The sequence below is a fragment of the Rhodoplanes azumiensis genome (assembly GCF_042682915.1).
In the GTDB taxonomy this organism is placed as follows: Bacteria; Pseudomonadota; Alphaproteobacteria; order Rhizobiales; family Xanthobacteraceae; genus Rhodoplanes; species Rhodoplanes azumiensis.
Genome location: NZ_JBHUIW010000014.1, coordinates 127658 through 147409, shown reverse-complemented (window position 1 = coordinate 147409; position 19752 = coordinate 127658). Strand labels below are relative to the sequence as shown.

At 70.9% G+C, this 19752-nt stretch carries 14 protein-coding genes; 4 read left to right on the top strand and 10 right to left on the bottom strand.

Annotated elements, in window-relative coordinates; all coding sequences use genetic code 11:
* Window positions 1-275: 275 nt before the first annotated feature.
* The 3 genes from ACFSOX_RS13470 to ACFSOX_RS13460 all read right to left on the bottom strand — a co-directional run bounded on the left by ACFSOX_RS13470 (window position 276) and on the right by ACFSOX_RS13460 (window position 5338).
* On the bottom strand, window positions 276-842 hold the full coding sequence (locus tag ACFSOX_RS13470; RefSeq protein WP_378478325.1) for a sigma-70 family RNA polymerase sigma factor: 567 nt from the start codon (window positions 840-842) through the stop codon (window positions 276-278).
* 61 nt (window positions 843-903) lie between these two features.
* Complete coding sequence (locus ACFSOX_RS13465; RefSeq protein ID WP_378478324.1) at window positions 904-4044, bottom strand: efflux RND transporter permease subunit; 3141 nt, start codon at window positions 4042-4044, stop codon at window positions 904-906.
* Between the two features lie 4 nt (window positions 4045-4048).
* Complete coding sequence (locus tag ACFSOX_RS13460; protein WP_378478323.1) at window positions 4049-5338, bottom strand: efflux RND transporter periplasmic adaptor subunit; 1290 nt, start codon at window positions 5336-5338, stop codon at window positions 4049-4051.
* A 165-nt stretch (window positions 5339-5503) separates the two neighbouring features.
* On the opposite strand from ACFSOX_RS13460, the gene ACFSOX_RS13455 reads away from it, so the two are divergent.
* Both ACFSOX_RS13455 and ACFSOX_RS13450 read left to right on the top strand, forming a co-directional pair.
* Window positions 5504-6169 (top strand): TetR/AcrR family transcriptional regulator, encoded by a 666-nt coding sequence (locus ACFSOX_RS13455; RefSeq protein ID WP_378478322.1) that lies wholly within the window; start codon window positions 5504-5506, stop codon window positions 6167-6169.
* A gap of 7 nt (window positions 6170-6176) precedes the next feature.
* Window positions 6177-7700, top strand: a complete 1524-nt coding sequence (locus ACFSOX_RS13450; RefSeq protein ID WP_378478321.1) for an efflux transporter outer membrane subunit — start codon at window positions 6177-6179, stop codon at window positions 7698-7700.
* An 18-nt stretch (window positions 7701-7718) separates the two neighbouring features.
* Here ACFSOX_RS13450 and ACFSOX_RS13445 read toward each other — a convergent pair whose 3' ends face one another.
* The 3 genes from ACFSOX_RS13445 to topA all read right to left on the bottom strand — a co-directional run bounded on the left by ACFSOX_RS13445 (window position 7719) and on the right by topA (window position 13897).
* Complete coding sequence (locus tag ACFSOX_RS13445; RefSeq protein WP_378478320.1) at window positions 7719-8627, bottom strand: NUDIX hydrolase; 909 nt, start codon at window positions 8625-8627, stop codon at window positions 7719-7721.
* The gene (gene rnr, locus ACFSOX_RS13440; RefSeq protein ID WP_378478319.1) at window positions 8624-10933 is read right to left on the bottom strand and encodes a ribonuclease R; all 2310 of its coding nucleotides are present in this window, start codon (window positions 10931-10933) and stop codon (window positions 8624-8626) included. Before rnr ends, ACFSOX_RS13445 begins: the two co-directional genes overlap by 4 nt.
* Window positions 10934-11137: 204 nt before the next feature.
* Window positions 11138-13897: a type I DNA topoisomerase gene (topA, locus tag ACFSOX_RS13435; protein ID WP_378478318.1), complete on the bottom strand. Its 2760-nt coding sequence runs from the start codon at window positions 13895-13897 to the stop codon at window positions 11138-11140.
* 252 nt (window positions 13898-14149) lie between these two features.
* Between topA and ACFSOX_RS13430 the strand changes: the two genes are divergently transcribed.
* Complete coding sequence (locus tag ACFSOX_RS13430) at window positions 14150-14359, top strand: hypothetical protein (RefSeq protein ID WP_378478317.1); 210 nt, start codon at window positions 14150-14152, stop codon at window positions 14357-14359.
* A gap of 207 nt (window positions 14360-14566) precedes the next feature.
* Here the strand turns inward: ACFSOX_RS13430 and dprA are convergent, their stop codons facing one another.
* The 3 genes from dprA to plsY all read right to left on the bottom strand — a co-directional run bounded on the left by dprA (window position 14567) and on the right by plsY (window position 17401).
* Window positions 14567-15688, bottom strand: a complete 1122-nt coding sequence (gene dprA / locus ACFSOX_RS13425; RefSeq protein WP_378478316.1) for a DNA-processing protein DprA — start codon at window positions 15686-15688, stop codon at window positions 14567-14569.
* A 141-nt stretch (window positions 15689-15829) separates the two neighbouring features.
* On the bottom strand, window positions 15830-16480 hold the full coding sequence (locus tag ACFSOX_RS13420) for a class I SAM-dependent methyltransferase (RefSeq protein ID WP_378478315.1): 651 nt from the start codon (window positions 16478-16480) through the stop codon (window positions 15830-15832).
* 267 nt (window positions 16481-16747) lie between these two features.
* Window positions 16748-17401, bottom strand: coding sequence for a glycerol-3-phosphate 1-O-acyltransferase PlsY (gene plsY / locus ACFSOX_RS13415; protein WP_378478314.1), 654 nt, complete (start codon window positions 17399-17401; stop codon window positions 16748-16750).
* 215 nt (window positions 17402-17616) lie between these two features.
* Here plsY and ACFSOX_RS13410 point away from each other — a divergent pair, with 215 nt between their 5' ends.
* Window positions 17617-18324 carry a transglutaminase-like cysteine peptidase gene (locus tag ACFSOX_RS13410; RefSeq protein ID WP_378478313.1) on the top strand — a complete coding sequence of 236 codons (708 nt, stop codon included), beginning with the start codon at window positions 17617-17619 and terminating at the stop codon, window positions 18322-18324.
* On the opposite strand, the gene ACFSOX_RS13405 is transcribed toward ACFSOX_RS13410, so the two are convergent.
* On the bottom strand, window positions 18325-19626 hold the full coding sequence (locus tag ACFSOX_RS13405; RefSeq protein WP_378478312.1) for a dihydroorotase: 1302 nt from the start codon (window positions 19624-19626) through the stop codon (window positions 18325-18327). It abuts the gene before it with no gap.
* Window positions 19627-19752: the final 126 nt, after the last annotated feature.

Sequence of the window (19752 nt, the reverse complement as noted above, 5' to 3'; positions counted from 1 at the left end):
ATACTGCGCCCAGATCCTCGGACATCGGACGCGTTAACCTGGATTCGGAGCCCTGCCCGCCCGGCCGCCATTCCGGTCCGGCGACGGGCATCGGCCGGCGGGAAGAGGGCCGGGCGGGGGCGATCGACGCACGCGGCGCCGACGGCGCCTCTGTCGCAATCCGCTGCGGCGGGAGCGGGGCGGGGGTGTTGCGGTGTGTTTCGCACCCGTGCCGGATCGTAATCGTCCGCGCGCGCGTCCATCGGCACGAGACGGCCGGCGCCCGGGCGGGACGATCAGTCGACCGGCAGCGACACGCGCTGGTCCTCGGCCGCCTCGCGCAGCACGGCGCGCAGCCGCTCGCGCGCCCGCTTGAGCAGCGATTCGATCGCGAACACGGTGGTCTGCATCACCATGGCGATCTCCTCGTTGCCGAGGTTCTCGTGGTAGGACAGCAGGATCGCGAGGCGCTGACGCTCCGGCAGCGCGTCGACGGCGCGCTCCAGCATCGCGTCGGTCTCGGCCCGCTCCATCATCGTGATCACGTCGGGGCGCGGGTCGGCGGGCTCGGCGATGGCGTCGAGCGGCTCGCCGCGCTGGCGCCGGTGCAGGTCGATGCAGCGATTGATCACCACCCGGCACAGGAATGTCGAGAACTTGGCGCGTCCGGGGTCGAATCGGTGTCGGCCGGTCCAGATCCTCAGGAACGCGTCCTGGACGACGTCCTCGGCGTCGGCGCCGTTGCGCAGGATGCGCAACGCCAGCGCGTAGGCCTGGTCGACGTGCCGGCCGACGAGCATGCGGAATGCGGCTTGGTCGTCCGCCGCGATCCGCCTGACGAGCTCGTCGTCCGGTATCTGCACCTCGGTCTCCCGCGCCTCCCGGCGCCCTCTGCGATCGCCGCGCCGGCCGGCGCCGTGTTGCTCAGCCGGTCGGTGTCGTCGGCATCGGCGCGCTCTCGGGCCGGCGCATCGACCTCTCCGTCACCCGCCGCACCGTGACGAACAGCAACGGAATCAGGAACACGCCGAGCGCCGTCACCGCGATCATGCCGCCCAGCACGCCGATGCCGATCGCATTCTGGCTGCCCGATCCGGCGCCACTCGCCGTCGCGAGCGGCACCACGCCGAGAATGAAGGCGAGCGACGTCATCAGGATCGGCCGAAGACGCTGGCGTGCCGCATCGAGTGCCGCCGATGCAAGATCCTGGCCGGCCTTCAGACGCTCCAGCGCGAATTCGACGATCAGGATCGCGTTCTTCGCCGACAAGCCGATCGTGGTGAGCAGGCCGACCTTGAAGTAGACGTCGTTCGCCTGACCCGTCAAGGTCGCGGCCAGCACGGCGCCGAGGATGCCCACCGGAACCGTGAGAAGCACCGCGAGCGGCGTCGACCAGCTCTCGTAGAGCGCCGCCAGAGCCAGGAACACGACGAGCAGCGAGATGCCGTAGAGCGCCACGGCCTGGCTGCCGGCGAGCTGCTCCTGCTTGGAGAGGCCGGTCCAGGCGTAGCGGAAGCCGCCGGGCAGCGAATCGATGATGCGGGCGATCTCGGCCATGGCCTCGCCCGAGCTGACGCCCGGCGCGCCCTGACCGACGATCTCCACGGCGGACGATCCGTTGAACCGCTCGAGCTTCGGCGACCCGTAGGTCCAGCGCGTCGTGGCGAAAGCCGAGAACGGCACCATCGATCCCGTCGTGTTGCGCACGTACCAGGACTCGAGGTTCTCCGGCGTCATGCGGTGCGCCGCGTCGGATTGAACGTACACGTATTTGACGCGGCCGCGATGGATGAAGTCGTTGACGTAGGTGCCGCCCCAGGCGGTCGCCAGCGTGGTGTCGACATTGGCGAGCGCCAGGCCGAAGGCGCTCGCCTTCTCCTGATCGACGTCGACGGCGAATTGCGGCGTGTCGTCCTGCCCGTTCGGGCGCGTGGCGACGAGCTTCGGATTCTGTGCCGCGGCGCCGAGCACCCGGTTGCGCATCTCCATCAGGGTCTCGTGGCCGGCGCCGCCGATGTCCTGAAGAAAGACGTCGAATCCGGTCGAGTTGCCGAGCCCGGGCACGGTCGGCGGCGCCAGTGCGAACACCTGGGCGTCGGCGATGCCGAAGAACGCCTGCATGGCGCGGCCCGCCACGGCTTGCGCCTTCAGGGCCGGGGACTTGCGCGCGTCGAACGGCTTCAGCTTGACGAACGCCATGCCGACGTTCTGGCCTTCGCCCGCGAAGGAAAAGCCGCTGACCGTCATGACGCCTTCGACGGCGTCCTTCTCGGTTTCAAGGTAATGCTGCGCCACCTCCGCCAGGACGCGATCGGTCCGATCCTTGGTGGCGCCGATCGGAAGCTGCGCCATGGTGAGCAGGATGCCCTGGTCTTCCTCGGGCAGGAACGAGCTCGGCAGGCGCGCGAACATCACGCCGGTCGCCACCGTCAGCGCCGCGAACAGGGCGAGCGCGCGCAGGGGTCGACCGAGGATGTGGCCGTTCGCCCGGCGATAGCGCTCGGTCGCGCGCTCGAAGGTCCGATTGAACCAGCCGGCGAAGCCGCGCGCGCCGCCGTGTCCCGACGAGGGACGCAGCAAGGTCGCGCAAAGCGCCGGGGTGAGGACCATGGCGACGATCACGGAGAGCACCATGGCGGTCACGATAGTGACCGAAAACTGCCGATAGATGACGCCGACCGAGCCGCCGAAGAAGGCCATCGGCACGAACACGGCGGACAGCACCGTGGCGATGCCGACCAGCGCGCCGGTGATCTCGCGCATCGACTTCTCGGTCGCCTGCTTGGGCGGCAGGCCGTCCTCCTGCATCACCCGCTCGACGTTCTCGACCACCACGATCGCGTCGTCGACCAACAGGCCGATCGCCAGCACCATGGCGAACATGGTCAACATGTTGATCGAGTAGCCGGCGATCGCCAGCACCCCGAAGGTGCCGAGCAGCACCACCGGCACGGCGAGCGTCGGGATCAGGGTGGCGCGGAGGTTCTGCAGGAACACCAGCATCACGACGAAGACGAGCACGATCGCCTCGGCCAGCGTCTTCACCACCTCCTCGATGGAGAGGCGGACGAACGGCGTCGTCTCGTAGGGGTAGTGCACCTCGACGCCGGACGGGAAGGTCGGCGCCATGTCGGCGATCGCCGCCTTCACGCGCTCGGCCGTGCCGATCGCATTGGCGCCGTTCGCCAGCATGATGGCGAGGCCGGCCGCCGGCATGCCGTTGTAGCGGCTCGACGAGCGATAGTTGTCGGCGCCGAGCTCGACGGTCGCGACGTCGCCGATCCGCACGATCGAGCCGTCGCTCGCACTCTTGAGGATGATGTCGCGGAACTGCTCCGGCGTCTGCATGCGCGAGCGTGCCGTGACGGCCGCGTTGATCTGCTGCCCCCTGACGGCGGGCAGACCGCCGAGCTGGCCGGCGGCGATCTGCACGTTCTGGGCCGAGATCGCGGCCGAAACGTCGCCCGGCATCAGCGCGAACTGGGCGAGCTTGTCGGGATCGACCCAGATGCGCATCGCGTAGCCGGAGCCGAAGAGCTGGGTCGAGCCGACGCCCTCCAGCCGCTTGATCGTGTCGTTCAACGTGCTGTTGACGTAGTCGGAGAGATCGATGTCGCTCATCGAGCCGTCGCGCGACACGAAGGCGATCACCATCATGAAGCTGTCCGACGACTTCGACACGGTGACGCCGGTGCTCTGCACGACCGAGGGAAGCTGCGCCGTGACGAGCTGCAGCTTGTTCTGCACCTGCATCTGCGCGATGTCGGGATCGGCCGCGTTGGTGAAAGTGAGGGTGATCGAGACGGTGCCGGACGAGCTCGACGAGGACGTGATGTAGTCGAGATGATCGATGCCGGTCATGCCCTGCTCGATGACCTTGGTCACCGAGTTCTCGACCGTCTGGGCGTCGGCGCCCGAATAGGTCGCGGTGATGCGCACCGAGGTCGGCGCGATCTGCGGATATTGCGAGACGGGCAGGGTGCTCAGTGCCAGGAGGCCGCCGAGCATGATGCCGATCGCCACCACCCAGGCGAAGATCGGCCGGTCGATGAAGAACTGGGCCATCGCCTCACTCCGTCGCCGTCGTCGGCGTGGCACCGGTCGGGCCGGCGGCTGCGGCCGGCGTCGCGGCGAGCCGCGACGGCGCGTCCGCGGCGGCGCGCTTCACCTCGCCGGTCGTCTCGTCGAGCGTCACGGCGACCGGCTTCACCGGCTGCCCGGCGCGCGCCTTCTGCGAGCCCTCGATCACCACCCGGTCGCCTTCGGCGACGCCCGTGTCGATCAGCCAGTTGGTGCCGATGCCGCGGCGCACCTGCAGGACGCGCTGCTCGAGCCTGTCGTCCTTGCCGACGAACAGGGCGACCGCCTCGCCCTTGGCGTTTCGGGTGACGGCGCGCTGCGGCACCAGGAAGCTGCCGGGCGCGATGCCTTCCTCCAGCACGGCCCGCACATACATGCCGGGCAGCAGGAGGCGGTCCGGATTGGGGAACTCGGCGCGCAGCGTGAACGTGCCGGTGCTCTCGTCGACCTTCACCTCGGCGAAGCCGAGCTTGCCGGGGTGGTCGTAGGGACGGCCGTCCTCCAGGATCAGCCGCACCGGGACCGAGTCGCCGCGGTTGGCGAGCCGCCCTTCCGCCAGCGCCCGACGGAACTTCAGGAAGTTGAGGCTCGACTGGGTGAGGTCGACATAGATCGGGTCGATCTGCCGGATGGTGGCGAGCGCATCGGTCTGGTTCGCCGTCACCAAGGCCCCGACCGTGATCGACGACTTGCCGATGCGGCCGCCGATCGGCGCCTTGATCTCCGTGTAGGCGAGATTGATGCGGGCGGTGTCGAGATCGGCCTTGGCGGAGGCGACCGTCGCCTTGTTCTGCGCCAGCGTCGCCACGGCGTCGTCGACGTCCTGCTGGCTGACCGCCTTCTCCTTGCTCAGCCCCTTGTAGCGATCCGCCTTGGCCTGGGCGCTCGGCACCGCGGCCTCGGCCTTCTGCAGCGCCGCGGCGGCGCTGTCATAGGCGGCCTGATAGGTCGCCGGATCGATCTGGTAGAGCACCGTTCCGGCGGCGATCTCGGCGCCTTCGGTGAACAGCCGCCGCTTGACGATGCCGTTCACCTGCGGCCGCACCTCGGCGGTGAGGAACGCCGTGGTGCGCCCCGGCAGCTCGGTCGTCACCGCGACCGATTGCGGATGCAGCACCATCACGCCGACCTCCGGGGTCGGCATCGACGCTCCCGAACCCGGCGCCCCCAGGGCACCGCCGCCGTTGCCGCTGTCGCCGCAGCCGGCCAGCAGCGTCGCCACGAGGAGCGCCGCCGCGGCCGCGGTGCGCCCGGAACTTCCGTCGGGGGTGAAGAGCATGACGTGCATCCGCCTCGATATTCGTGCCGCCGGCGGTGGATTTCCGGATCGGCTTGAATTAGGAAACCAGGCAGTTTATATATTCGCGCATTCGGACCCGTCAACCAGCAGCCGGTTGCGGCGTTCTCCTGGAGCCTTCTGGTCGCGATGACGGTCGACGAATCCTTGACGACATCGAAGACACCGCCGCCGGCGGATCCGCCGGCCCGCGGGCGCGGGCGCCCCAAGGTCGTCGACGATGCGACGCAGCGCGCCCGCATCGTCGCGGCGGCGCGCGACGTCTTCCTGGCCGGCGGCTACGACGCCACCACCATGGACGCGGTGGCGCAGCGCGCCGGTGTGTCGAAGAAGACCGTCTACCAGCTGTTCGACGGCAAGGACGCGCTGTTCGCCGCCATCGTCGCGGAGCATCGCGGTCTCATGCTGAACGTGCCGGAGGGCGACGACGATCGCCCGCTGGAGGAGGCGCTGGCGGCGATCTTCCGGCTCGATCTCGACGCCGACTCCGAGCGCGACCGCAACGCGCTGCTCCGGCTGATGATGCTGGAGACGCCGCACCGGCCCGCGCTGGCCCGCGTGGTGTTCCGTCACGGCCCGGAGGAATCGAAGGTCATCTTGGCGCGCTGGCTCGCCCGCCAGGCCGAACGCGGCCGCATCGTCATCGACGACCCGGCCAGGACCGCCTCGCTGCTGCTGCACATGGTGTTCGCGCCGCTCGGCTTCGACGAGGACGGCCCGCGCCTGCCGGGGCCGGACGAACGCCGCGCCCATGCGACGGCCGCCTTCTCCATCTTCCTGAACGGCGTCGTGCCGAAGCGTAGACGAGACTGATCAGCCCATGACCCCCGATGTTCCGCGGCAGCGTCTCCGCCGTGCCGTTCCCGTGCTGTCCTGCCTGCTCGTCGCGACGCTGTTGTCGGGATGCGCCGTGGGGCCGGATTATCACGCGCCCGAGATCGGGCTGCCGTTGCAATGGGCGAACGCGCCGAAGCAGAAGCCGGCGGCGCCGCGCGACCTGGCGCGCTGGTGGCGTGGCCTGAACGACCGCACCCTCGATGCGCTGATGGACGAGGCGGTCGCCGGCAATCTCGACGTCGCCGCCGCCAAGGCGCGGGTGCGCGAGGCGCGGGCGAACCGCAAGCAGGCGATCGCCGCCCTGTTCCCGACGCTCGACGGCGCGGGCTCGCTGACCCGCAACCGCAACGGCAATTCGGCGCCCTCCGACACGGCGCCCGTCTCCGGCTCGCCCTACACGCTCTATCAGGCGGGCTTCGACGCGAGCTTCGAGCTCGACATCTTCGGCGCCAACAAGCGCAGCCTCGAAGCCTCGACCCGCGCTCTCGAGGCCTCCTTCGACGATCTCGATGCGACGCTGCTGACCTTGCTGGGCGACGTCGCCTCCGACTATGTCGAGGCGCGCGGCTACCAGGCCCGCATCGCGCTCGCCAAGCGCACGGCGACCTCGCAGCGCGAGACCGCGGCGCTGACCAAGAGCAAGTTCGACGCCGGCTCGGCGTCGGCCGTCGACGTCGCCAAGGCGGTGGCGCAGGCGGCCTCGACCGAGGCCAACATCCCGCAGCTCACCGCCGCCTATGTCGAGGCCGTGCACCGGCTCGGCATCCTGCTCGGCCGCGAGCCTTCGGCGCTCGCCGCCCGGATGGAGCGCGGCGGCGCGATTCCGGCGCCGCGGCTGCCGCTGAAGGCCGGCATCCCGGCCGACGTGCTGTTCCGCCGCCCCGACGTGCGCAAGGCCGAACGCCAGCTCGCCCAGTACACGGCGAAGATCGGCGTCGCCACGGCGGCGCTCTATCCGAGCGTGTCGCTCACCGGCAGCATCACGACCTCGGCTCAGAAAGCGGGCGATCTCGCCAAGGGCTCGACCATCGGCTGGTCGTGGGGGCCGTCCGCGACCGTGCCGATCTTCAACGCCGGCAGCCTGCTCGCCGCCGTGGAGGCCGCCGAGGCGCAGCGCGATCAGTATCTGCTGACGTTCCGCTCGACCGTGCTGACCGCGCTGGAGGACGTCGAGAACGCCCTGGTGTCGCTGTCGGAGGAGCGCAAGCGGGCGCGAAAGCTCGCCGAGTCGGCGAAGAACTACGGCGAGGCGGCACGGCTGTCGCGCGCCCTCTACCAGACCGGCACGTCGAGCTTCCTCGACGTGCTCGACGCCGAGCGCTCCGCCTACTCGGCCGAGGACTCTCTATTGCAGAGCCGGGTCGCCATCACGACCGACTGGATCGCGCTCGCCAAGGCGCTCGGCGGCGGCTGGGACCGCCCCGTCGACGTCTCCAAGCCCGAGGTCGTCGACACCGGCACGCTGCCGCACCTCATCGACGTGCGGGTGATGGACCCGGTGCGCTGACGGGGAGCGGGCGTCGCCCTACAGCTCGGTCCGCACGAAGCGGCCGCGCACGAAACGATAGAACGGCACCGGCAGGTCGCGCGTGAAGCCGTTGGCGATGCGATGGTCGAGCTCGGCCAGCACCGTCTTGGTGATCGGTGGGAGATCGAGACGTTCGGCGTCGTCGAGCGGCATCCAGACGAGCTCGACCAGCTCGGAATCGGGGCCGACCATGCCGTCGACCCGGCCCGCGATGGCGGTCGCGTCGACCGCGAAGAAGCGCGCGTCGAAGCGGCGCGGCCGGCGCGGTGGCGTGATGGCACGGGCGACCAGCTGCAGGCCCGAGAGGTCTGGCAGCACGCCGGCTTGCGCGAACCGGTCCCACAGCGCCGCGTCTCCCGATGCCGTCCGGGTCGTCGCCGACCAGGCCGCCGGCCACGGCGCCCCGGCCTGTCCCAGCATCAGCCCGGTCTCCTCGAAGGTCTCGCGCACCGCCGCGATCGCGAAGGCGCGTGCCTTCACGAGGCTCGGCCTCTGCGTCGCGAGCATCAGCCGCTCGGCCATGCGCGGATCGAGCTCGCTGGCCGCCGGCACGCCGCGATCGGCGGGCTCCACGCGCCCGCCCGGGAACACGAACTTTCCGGGCATGAACTTCAGGCCGGCGTGGCGGCGGCCCATCAGCACGCTCGGGGTGGTGCCGCTGCGGTCGATGACGATCAGGGTCGCGGCGTCGCGCGGCTTGAGATTCTGCGAGGTCATGTCCCGATCGGACCGGTTCAGCCATGCGGTCAACCGCGCCGGCAGGTCTTCCGGCGCGACGTCGGCGATCGGGAAGGCGTCGTCCGGCTGCGTGTCCCCCGGTTGCGCGCCGCCCGGTCCCGTTTCGGTCGCGCCGGCAGCGCCGTCCGTCGCCCGCATCACCCGGCCCGTCATGGCTGTGCCCGTCACCGCTTCCTCCGCCCGGCCGCGGCGGCGCCCCGCGTCGGCTTGGTGCGCGTCGTCTCGCGTCGCGGTGCGGTGCGCTCGCGCGGGCCGGTGCGCGTCTTGCCGCGCCCACCGCGCGTCTCCAGCTTGCGGCCGTGCGACGTGATCTCGAACCGCAATGCACCGGCGACCGGCGCCGCCTCGACGAGCTTCACCGTCACGGTGTCGCCGAGCCGCCAGCTCTCGCCCGTCGCGTCGCCGACCAGGGCGTGGTGGCCCTCCTCGTAGCGGTAGTAGTCGCGCCCGAGCGTCGCGGCCGGCACGAAGCCGTCGGCGCCGGTCTCGTCGAGCTTCACGAACAGGCCGGAGCGCGTGACGCCGGCGACCCGGCCCGTGAAGGTGGCGCCGATGCGGTCGGCGAGATGGTGGGCGATCAGACGATCGACGGTCTCGCGCTCGGCCGCCATGGCGCGCCGCTCGGCCGCCGAGATCTTGGCCGCGACCTCGGCGAGCGCGGCGACGTCGACGCTCTCGGCCAGCCCGTCGCGGCCGAGCCGGCAGGCCCGGATCAGCGCGCGATGCACGATCAGATCCGCGTAGCGCCGGATCGGCGAGGTGAAGTGCGCGTAACGGCGCAGGTTGAGGCCGAAATGGCCGTAGTTCTCGGCCGCGTACTCGGCCTGGGCCTGGCTGCGCAACACCACCTCGTTGACCAGCGCCTCGTTGTCTCGCCCCTTCACGCGCGCCAGGATGGTGTTGAACTGCGCGGGTTTCAGCGCGCCGGCCTTCGGCACGTTGATGTCGAGGGTCGCGAGGAACTCGCGCAGCGCCGTCATCTTGTCGAGGCTCGGCTCGTCGTGCACCCGGTAGACGAGCGGCGTCTTCTGCTTCTCCAGCGTCTCGGCCGCCGCCACGTTGGCGAGGATCATCATCTCCTCGATCAGCCGGTGCGCGTCGAGCCGCGGCGGCACGACCACGCGGTCGACCGTGAAGTCGGGCTTGAGCAGGATCTTCCGCTCGGGCAGCTCGAGGTCGAGCGGGCTGCGCTCGTCGCGGGCGCGCTTCAACGCCGCATAGGCGTCGTAGAGCGGCCGCAGCACCAGCGGCAACAGCGGCCCGGTCGTGTCGTCGGGATGCCCGTCGATCGCCGCCTGCGCCTGGCCGTAGTGCAGCTTGGCGATCGAGCGCATCAGCACGCGATGAAAGGCGTGGCTGCGCTTGCGCCCGTCGGCGCCGATCACCATGCGGGCGACCAGGGCAGGGCGATCCTCGGCGGGGCGCAGCGAGCACAGGTCGTTGGAGATGCGCTCCGGCAGCATCGGCACGACGCGGTCGGGGAAGTAGACCGAATTGCCGCGGGCCAGCGCCTCCCTGTCCATCGCGGTGCCGGGCCGCACATAGGCGGCGACGTCGGCGATGGCGACGTCGATGACGAAGCCGCCCGGATTGTCCGGGTCGCTGTCGGTACGGGCGAAGACGGCGTCGTCGTGATCCTTCGCGTCCACCGGGTCGATCGTGACGAACGGCACCTCGCGCCAGTCCTCGCGGTGGTCGAGGGTCGCGGGCCGGGCCGCCTCGGCCTCCGCCAGCACGCTCTTCCCGAACTCGTGCGGGATGCCGTGGGCGTGAATGGCGATCAGGCTGACGGCGCGCTCGCTGGCGAGCGAGCCGAGCCGCTCCTTCACCTTGGCGACCGTGGTGCCGAACCGCCCGTGCTTCTGCACGTCGACGGCGACGAGGTCGCCCTCGCGGGCGTCGAGCGTGTCGCCGGGCCGGATGGTCAGCTCGCGTCCCAGGCTGCGCTTGTCGACCGGCACCAGCCGGCCGCCGCCGTCGGGCAGCACCCGGAACACACCGAGCGTGCGGTGCTTGGTGCGGTCCAGCACTTTTATGGCGCGGCCGCTGTAGCGGATCCCGTCGTCCTCGGAGGTCTCCTCGGTGCGCACCAACGCCCGGTCGCCGACGCCGGGGATCTCGGCGGGGCGCGCACGGCGCGGCACGTGGAGGCGGATCTTCGGCGCCGGGCCGTTCTCCTCCTCGTCCCACTCCACCGGCGCGGCGATCAGCTCGCCGTCGGCGTCGCGGCCCGTCACCTCGGCCAGCACCACGGGCGGCAGCACGCCGCTGCGCCGCATCTTCTTGCGGTACTTCTCGATGCGGCCTTCGTTGGCGAGCTCGCGCAGCACCGTCTTGAGCGCGGCGCGGTCGGCGTTCTTGAGGCCCCACGCGCGGGCGATCTCGCGCGTGCCGACATTGCCGCCGTTCCGCTCGACGAAGGCGAGGATCTCGTCTTTCGAGGGGAGGGCCGGACCGTGCTGCTTCGTCTTCACCGCGAGGTCCGTGCGCCGAGGGTCTTGATCATGCGCCCAAGGTAAGGGGCGAAGCGGGATTCCGCCAGCCGGGAAGGGCAGTCATCTCGATTCGCGGTCATGGCCGGGCTCGTCCCGGCCATCCGCGTCCTTGGGCGGCCTGCGGCCGGTTCGTGGATGCCCGGCACGAGGCCGGGCATGACGGCGCAGAAGTTTCGGCGGACGTCACTCGCTGTCGGCCGGCTCCGGGGTCTTCTTCGCCTTGGCGGCCGGCTTCTTGGCGCTGCCTTTGGGCGCCGCCTTCTTGGCCGGCGCCTTTTTCGCCGTGGCCGTCTTGGCGGGCTTCGCCGTGTCCTTGGCCTCGGCGTTCTTCGCCTTCGTCGCCTTGGGAGCCGCCTTCTTGGCCGGCGCCTTGCGCTTGGGGGCGCCGCCCGTCTTCTCGGCCCGCTGAGCGATCAGCTCGACGGCCTCGGCGAGCGTGATGGTCTCCGGCGTCTTGTCCTTCGGCAGCGTGGCGTTGACGCCGTTGTGGCTGACATACGGTCCGTAGCGGCCGGCCTTGACGACGATCGGCCCGCCCTGGTCGGGATGGTCTCCCAGCGTCTTGCCCGGATCGCCGCCGAACCGGCGCCCCTTGCCGCCCTTCTCGCGCTTCTCCGCGATCAGCGTGACGGCGCGGTTCAGCCCGATGGCGAGCACGTCGTCGCCCGCCTCCAGGTTGGCGTAGGTCTTGCCGTGCTGCACGTAGGCGCCGAAGCGGCCGATGCCGGCCAGGATCGGCTCGCCGTCTTCCGGATGCTTGCCGACCTCGCGCGGCAGCGACAGGAGCCGCAACGCCATCTCGAGATCGACGCTGCCCGGATCCGTGCCCTTGGGCAGGCCGGCGCGCTTCGGCTTGTCGCCGCCGTTCGCCTCGCCGAGCTGGATGTAGGGGCCGAAGCGGCCGCTGCGCAGCGTCACGTCGAAGCCGGTGTCGGGATCCTGGCCCAAGACCTTGGTCTCGGTCTCGCCGCCCTCGCCGTTGCCGACCGAGAACGGCCGCGTGTAGCGGCATTCCGGGTAGTTCGAGCAGCCGATGAAGGCGCCGAAGCGGCCGAGCTTGAGCGACAGCCGACCGGTGCCGCAGGTCGTGCAGACGCGCGGATCGGAGCCGTCCTCGCGGGCCGGGAAGATGTGCGGGGCGAGCATCGCGTCGAGCGCGTCGATCACCTCGCTGATCTTCAGATCCTTGATGCCGTCGACCGCGCCGGTGAAGTCGGTCCAGAAACGCCGCAGGAGCTGATGCCACTCGATCTCGGCGTTGGAGACGCGATCGAGCTGCTCCTCCAGATCGGCCGTGAAGTCGTACTCGACATAACGCGAGAAGAAGCTCTCCAGGAACGCCACGACGATGCGGCCGCGGTCCTCCGGCACCAGGCGGCGCTTGTCGAGCCGCACATAGTTGCGGTCCTTGAGCACCTGAAGGATCGACGCATAGGTCGACGGCCGGCCGATGCCGAGCTCCTCCATGCGCTTGACCAGCGACGCCTCGGAGTAGCGCGGCGGCGGCTCGGTGAAGTGCTGGGTGACGTCGAGAGCCTGCTTGGTGAGGGGCTCGCCCTGGCTCATGGCGGGCAGGCGGCGGCTCTCCTCGTCGTCGGGATCCTCGTCGCGGCCCTCCTGATAGACGGCGAGGAAGCCGTCGAACGTGATCACGCTGCCGGTGGCGCGCAGGTCGAGCGTCTTGTACTTCGACTTGTCGATCTGTGCGGTCGGCGCGCCGGCGCCGACATGCGCAACGATGTCGACCGTGGTGCGCTCGAGCTCGGCCGATTCCATCTGGCTCGCCACGGCCCGCATGTAGATCAGCTCGTAGAGCTTCGCCTGGTCGGGCTCGAGGCCGCGCCTGACGTCGCGCGGGCGGCGCGTCATGTCGGTCGGGCGGATCGCCTCGTGAGCTTCCTGGGCGTTCTTCGCCTTGGTCTGGTACTGGCGCGGAGACGATGGGAGATAGCGGTCGCCGTAGTCCTTGCGAATCACGTCGCGAGCCGCCGCGATCGCCTCCGGCGCCATCTGGACGCCGTCGGTTCGCATGTAGGTGATCAGGCCGACCGTCTCGCCGTCGATGTCGACGCCTTCGTAGAGGCGCTGCGCCACCCGCATCGTGTGGGCCGGCGCGAAGCCGAGCTTTCGGCTCGCCTCCTGCTGCAGGGTCGAGGTGGTGAACGGCGGCTGCGGGTTGCGCCGCGTCGGCTTCGCCTCGACGCTCGCGACCGCGTAGCGGGCGGCTTCGAGCGCCTGCTTGAACGCCTCGGCGTCCGCGCCGCTGCGAATGTCGAGCCGGGTGATCTTCTGGCCGTCGGCCCCGACGAGCCGGGCCTGGAACGCCTCCTGGCGCGGCGTCAGGAGCGTCGCGACCAGCGACCAGTACTCCTGGCTGACGAACTTCTCGATCTCCAGCTCGCGGTCGCAGACGAGCCGCAGGGCGACCGACTGCACCCGGCCGGCCGAGCGGGCACCCGGGAGCTTCCGCCACAGCACCGGCGACAGCGTGAAGCCGACCAGATAGTCGAGCGCGCGGCGCGCCAGATACGCATCGACCAGCGCCTGGTCGACGCTGCGTGGATGCTTCATCGCCTCGGTGACGGCCTGCTTGGTGATGGCGTTGAACACCACCCGCTCGATCGGCGTGTCGGCCGCCAGCGCCCGCTTCTCGCGCAGCGCCTCGATCAGGTGCCAGGAGATCGCCTCGCCCTCGCGGTCCGGGTCGGTCGCGAGAATCAGCTTGTCGGCCCCTTTCAGGGCGCGGGCGATATCGGCGATCCGCTTCTGCGCCTTGCCGTCGACCTCCCAGATCATCCGGAAGTCCGCGTCGGGATCGACCGAGCCGTCCTTGGGCGGCAGGTCGCGAACATGCCCGAAGGACGCCAGCACCTCGTAGCCACGGCCGAGATACTTGTTGATGGTCTTCGCCTTGGCCGGAGATTCGACAACGACGACGTTCATGAAAAGCCTTGCAGTGGACGTGGTGCGCCGGAGACCCGGTTCCGGGCCGCCGCGGCCCGGAAAATGGTTAAGCGGGGGGCAGGTGTCAAATCCGGGCTGAAGCGCGCCACTCGCACACCCGGACGCTCATTAAAAGTTGTTTTTATTTGAGCATGCGATTTGAGATAGAATTCCTGTCGGAAGCCACGAGCGAGACCATGCGCCCGTGCGGCCGCGGGGGATACCCGGCGCGGCCGCACGGCAGGGGATCTCATGTCCGATCTTTCGCCTGCCGACGACCGGCCGACCCCCCAGGCCACGGCCGCCTATATCGCGGATCTGACCGGCGATCTCGCCCGGCTGGCGCGGCGCCACGGTCTGCCGACGCTCGGTTACATCCTCGACATGGCGCGGGTCGAGGCGGAGGCGCACAGCGGCGCCGGTCGCCCCCAGGAGCGCGCCAACGGCGTGCCGCCGCGGTGAAGCCCGGCGAGGGGGCGGGGGAGCTTGCACGGCCCCCATGAGAACTCTGTCATCCCGGGGCGCCGACCGCAGGTCCGCGAGCCCGGGATCCATAACCCCGGTGTCGGGGGCTCACGCGCGACAGGGCGAATGGGTTCCGGGTGCTGCGCTTCGCGCCGCCCCGGGACGACCCGCGCCTTTCGTTCGGAGAACGGAACCCGCTCGCCTTCACCCCATCAGCGCCACCCGGCCACCGTGCTGGCGATCGAGGCGGCCGGCCAGTTCGAGCTCCAGGAGCGTCATGTGGACGGTCGCGGGCGCCGCCCCCGACCAGCGGATCAGGTCGTCGACCGCGACCGGCGTGGGCCCGAGCAGGGCCGTGATGCCGTCGCGGGTACGCGAATCCTCCGGCATCTCGAAGGGCAGCGGCAGGGTGATCGGCGCCGGCTCGTCGAGCGGCCGCTCGAACCCCTTGCCGAGCATCGGCTCCAGCGCCCCGACGACGTCGGCGCCGCCGGTCACCAGGGTGGCGCCCTGCTTGAGGAGGTCGTTGGTGCCCTCCGCCCGCGGGTCGAGCGGGGAGCCGGGAACGGCGAAGACCTCGCGGCCGTGCTCGAGGGCGCGGCGCGCCGTGATCAGCGAGCCGGAGCGGCGCGCCGCCTCGACCACCACGACGCCGAGCACCAGCCCCGAGATGATGCGGTTGCGGCGGGGGAAGTCGCGGCCGCGCGGCACCCAGCCCATCGGCATCTCGGACACCACGGTGCCGCGTGCCGCGATCGCCTCCAGGAGATCGAGATGCTCGGGCGGGTAGGGCCGGTCCTGGCCGCCGGCCAGGACCGCCACGGTGCCGCGCGAAAGACTGCCCTGGTGGGCGGCGCCGTCGATCCCGCGGGCAAGGCCGGAGACGACCGCGAACCCGGCCTCGCCGAGCTCGCGAGCGATCCTCTCGGCGAACATCAGCCCGGCCGCCGAGGCGTTGCGGGCGCCGACGATGCCGACCGCCGGCTGCTGCAGGAGATCGAGGCGGCCACGCACGCCGATCAGCGGCGGCGCGTCGTCGATCGCCTGGAGGGCGGGCGGGTATTCGGGCTCGCCGAGGGCGACGAAGACGACGCCGTGCCGGCGCGCCGTCGCGAACTCCTTGCGGGCCTCGTCGATCGAGGTGACCTGGACGGGCCGGGTCGCGCCGCCGCGGCGGGCGAGGTCGGGCAGGGCGGCGAGCGCCGCCCGGGCGCCACCGAACCGGTTGAGCAGCGCTCGGAACGTCCGCGGGCCGACATTCTCGCTGCGGATCAGCCGCAGCCAGTCGAGCCGCTGCTCGTCGGTGAGACGCACGCCGGGCGCCACGCGGAGGCTCTCCCTGCCGGGCGGGCCGACCGGGCCGGCCACACCGCCGTGCGGTATCGTGGCATGGGAGCACGCGTTGCGCGAGGGGTCATTCGCGTTTTGCGCGAGGTCCGGTTGCAGCGGGGCACCGACCCGGACGGGTCAGCCGCGCTTCACGCCTCGGCACACATAATAGGAGCCGAACAGGTACTCCTCCATCTGGAAGTCGTCGACCAGTGGCTCCAGGTGCTCCCAAGGGCGGATGCAGGGATTGCCCAGCACCGTGTGCTTCATCAGCCAGATGCTGAACGGCAGCACCATCCGGCCGCCGATCCCGGGTGGCAGCTTGGCGTCCATGATGACGATGCGGCCGCCGGGCTTCAGCAGGTCGAGGGCGCGCGCCAGCACGGCGCGGTGGTGCGGCATGGTGTTGTAGGACAAGCCGAACATCACGGCGTCGAGCGGCTCCGGGGCACGATATTCGGCGGCGTCGCATTCGGTGAGGACGACATTGTCCCAGCCGTGCGATGCGACGCCGGCGCGGGCGCGGGCCAGCATGCCGGCCGAGAAGTCGACGCCGTAGACCGTCCCGGTCGGGCCGACCGCCTCGCGCAGGAAGGGCAGGTTGCGCCCGGTGCCGCAGCCGATCTCCAGGACTCGCTCGCCGCCTTGGAGGCCGATGCGCGCGACCGCCGTGCGGCGAAACGCCGTCGGCATGAACAGCAGCCATTCGAACGGGACGATCAGGCTGGCGATGCGGTCGTAGCGGTGGCGGATGTCATCGAGATCGTAGTCGGCCCACTGAACAGCCACGACGTCCCCCTGCGTCGCGCCGTTCGACGCGATCCCCGGCCGCGACCGGTCCCGCCGCGCCTCGCGAGACGCCGACGGTCCGAACGCCACCGGAGCCGGCGGCGTCGCGATCCCCTCGGCCGCGAATACGGCATCGGGCCGTGGCGTGTAAAGAACCGCCGGTTCGGTGCGGGGCGCGGGGGGCGGGCCGAGCCTCGGGAATCTGAATTTTCAGGATGCGCGAATTGTCGCGGCGGTGCCCTGCCGTCGCGCTGCGACGGAGATGGCTCAGGCCGGCTCGTCGGCCGATGGTGCCTTGCTTCCGCGGGCGCCGATCTTCGACTCGGTGCCGGCGGCGAGGCGCTTCAGGTTGGGGAGGTGCTTCACCCAGGTGATCGCGGCCAGCAGGGCGAACAGGAGCGCCGCCTTCGGCGGTCCGGCGATCCACAGGAGAAGCGGCGTCGCGGCGCTGGCCGCGAGCCCGCCGACCGACGAGTAGCGGGTGCCGAACGCGGCGGCGAGCCACACCACCGCGAAGCCGAGCGCGACCAGGGGCGACACGGCGATCAGCACGCCGACGAAGGTGGCGACGCCCTTGCCGCCGCGGAAACGCAGCCACACCGGATACAGGTGCCCGAGGAACGCGCCGAGCCCGGCCACGAGGCCGAGATCGGCCGCCGCGGGCGTGCCGCCGGCGAGCAACGGGGCGATCAGGACGGCGGCCGTGCCCTTCAGGGCGTCGAGCAGCAGGGTCGCGGCGGCGAGCCCTTTGCGGCCGGTGCGCAGCACGTTGGTGGCGCCGATATTGCCCGACCCGATCGTCCGGATGTCGCCTTCGCCGGCGATCCGCGTCAGCAGCAGGCCGAACGGGATCGACCCGAGCAGGTAGCCGAGCGCCAGCGCGGCGATCAGGAGCGGGGCGGCGGACCAGTCGGTGAGCATCGCGGTTGCCTTGGAGGAAAGGCCGGGCCGGCTCGGCCCGGCCGCGGATCGCGCGGCGCGAACCTAGCCGGACACCGCCCCGGCAGCAACGTCGCCCCCGGCGGCGGCGCGGGTCCGATCGATAAAACTCGAATCAAATCGCGTCGGCCGGCTTAGCCGGATCGCGGGTTTTTTTTGCGAGGCTCGCGCTCGGGAACGATGCGGGGAGCGGGACCATGATCGCGTCACCGAGGGACCACCGGGCCGAAGCCGTGCTGACCGCCGCGTGGTGGCTGGCGCTGGCGGTCGCGGCCATGCTGGTCGGGCTGAAGCCGGAGCCGGCGCGGGCCTTCCTGGCGCGGCCGATCCTGTTTCTCGGGGTCACGTCGGCGGCGCCTGCGCCGCCCGGATGGACGCGCTTCTGCGCCGAGCAGCCGACCGACTGCAAGCCGGTGCCGGGCGCCGCCGAGCGCGTGCTCACCCCGGACTTGCTGGCCGAGCTGTTCGCCGTCAACGCGGAGGTCAACACGCGGGTGCGCTGGACCAGCGACCGCGAGCTCTACGGCGAGGACGAGCGCTGGACCTATCCGCTCGATCGCGGCGACTGCGAGGACTTCGTGCTCCTCAAGCGGCGCCTGCTGATCGCGGCCGGCTGGCCGGCCGGAGCGTTGCTGATCACCGTGGTGCACGATCCGGCACCCGCGCCCGGCAGCGGCGACGGCACCCATGCGGTGCTGACCGTGCGGACCGACCGCGGCGACCTCGTGCTCGACAACCAGACGCCCGAGGTGCTGTTCTGGCACGAGACGGCGTATCGCTTCGTCAAGCGGCAGACGAGCGAGGATCCGAACGTCTGGGTGGCGCTGACCGACAGCCGCGCGCCGACGCTGGCGGCGCACACGCCCTATCCGTTGCCGCCGAAGCTCGACCTCGCGTCGCGCTGATCACACGAACTCGTAGACGGTGCGGCCGGCCACGATGGTGCGCACCACGCGGCCCTGCAGGCGGGCCTCGTCGAAGGGCGAGTTCTTGCACTTCGACTTGAGATCCTCGCGGTCGAGCACCCACGGCGTCTCGGCGTCGATGACGATCACGTCGGCGGGCGCGCCGGGCTTCAGCGTGCCGCCGGGCAGGCCGAGGAGCTGGGCCGGCCGGGTCGACATGGCGCGGATCAGGGTCGGCAGCGGCACGTCGCCGGAATGGACGAGGCGCAGCCCGGCGACCAGCATCGTCTCGATGCCGATCGCCCCCGGGGCCGCCTCGGCGAAGGGCAGGCGCTTCACCTCGACGTCCTGCGGGTCGTGGTCCGACATGATCACGTCGACGAGGCCGCTGCACAGCGCCTCGACCAGGGCGACGCGATCGCTCTCCGGGCGCAGCGGCGGTGTCACCTTGCAGAAGGTGCGATAGGAGCCGACATCGAGCTCGTTGAGCGTGATGTGGTTGATCGACGCCGAGGCCGTGACGGCGAGGCCGGCGTCCTTGGCGCGCTTGAGCACATCGAGCGAGTCGGCGCAGGTGAGCGAGGCGGCGTGATAGCGCGAGCCGGTGAGCCCGACGAGCCGCATGTCGCGCTCGAGCACGATCGTCTCGGCGGTCTTCGGGATGCCGAGCAGGCCGAGCCGCGCCGCGTACTCGCCTTCGTTCATCACGCCGTCGGAGGAGAGGTTCGGATCTTCGGTGTGGTGGACGATCAGCGCGTCGAAGTCGCGCGCATAGGTGAGCGCGCGGCGCATCACCTTGGCATTGGTCACGCTGCGCGCCCCGTCCGTGAAGGCGACGGCGCCGGCGGCCTTGAGGAGGCCGAACTCGGTCATCTCGTCGCCCTTGAGGCCCTTGGTCAGCGCCGCCATCGGCACCACCTTGACGATCGCGGTGTCGCGGGCGCGGCGCATCACGAAGTCGACGGTGGCGGGATCGTCGATCGGCGGATGGGTGTCGGGTTGGCAGACGATCGTCGTCACGCCGCCGGCGGCGGCCGCCTGGCTCGCCGACGCGAAGGTCTCGCGATACTCCGCGCCCGGCTCGCCGATGAAGGCGCGCATGTCGACGAGGCCCGGTGCGACCACCTTGCCGGCGCAGTCGACCACCTCGGTGGCTTCCGGCACGCCGGCGGCGCCGATGCCGCGCTTGATGTCGCGCACCAGCCCGTCGGCGATCAGCACGTCGGCGACGAGATCGAGATCGCGCGAGGGATCGACGACACGGGCGTTGGCGAGGAGGATCGGGCGGCGTTCGGAGAGCATGGTCACACCAGGACTTCAGCGGGCGTGCACGAGGCGTGGTGCGGTCGCCGGGAACCCCGGCCCGTCATGCCCGCGCTCGTCGCGGGCATCCACGTTCTGGACGTCCCGCGGTGGTTCACACGTGGA

Coding starts and splice junctions, on each gene's coding strand:
- plsY (WP_378478314.1), bottom strand. CDS start 17,401: ATGCTCACCGACTGGTCCGCCGCCCCGCTCCTGATCGCCGCGCTGGCG.
- ACFSOX_RS13430 (WP_378478317.1), top strand. CDS start 14,150: ATGTCCGATCTTTCGCCTGCCGACGACCGGCCGACCCCCCAGGCCACG.
- ACFSOX_RS13410 (WP_378478313.1), top strand. CDS start 17,617: ATGATCGCGTCACCGAGGGACCACCGGGCCGAAGCCGTGCTGACCGCC.
- ACFSOX_RS13460 (WP_378478323.1), bottom strand. CDS start 5,338: ATGCTCTTCACCCCCGACGGAAGTTCCGGGCGCACCGCGGCCGCGGCG.
- topA (WP_378478318.1), bottom strand. CDS start 13,897: ATGAACGTCGTCGTTGTCGAATCTCCGGCCAAGGCGAAGACCATCAAC.
- ACFSOX_RS13465 (WP_378478324.1), bottom strand. CDS start 4,044: ATGGCCCAGTTCTTCATCGACCGGCCGATCTTCGCCTGGGTGGTGGCG.
- ACFSOX_RS13450 (WP_378478321.1), top strand. CDS start 6,177: ATGACCCCCGATGTTCCGCGGCAGCGTCTCCGCCGTGCCGTTCCCGTG.
- ACFSOX_RS13405 (WP_378478312.1), bottom strand. CDS start 19,626: ATGCTCTCCGAACGCCGCCCGATCCTCCTCGCCAACGCCCGTGTCGTC.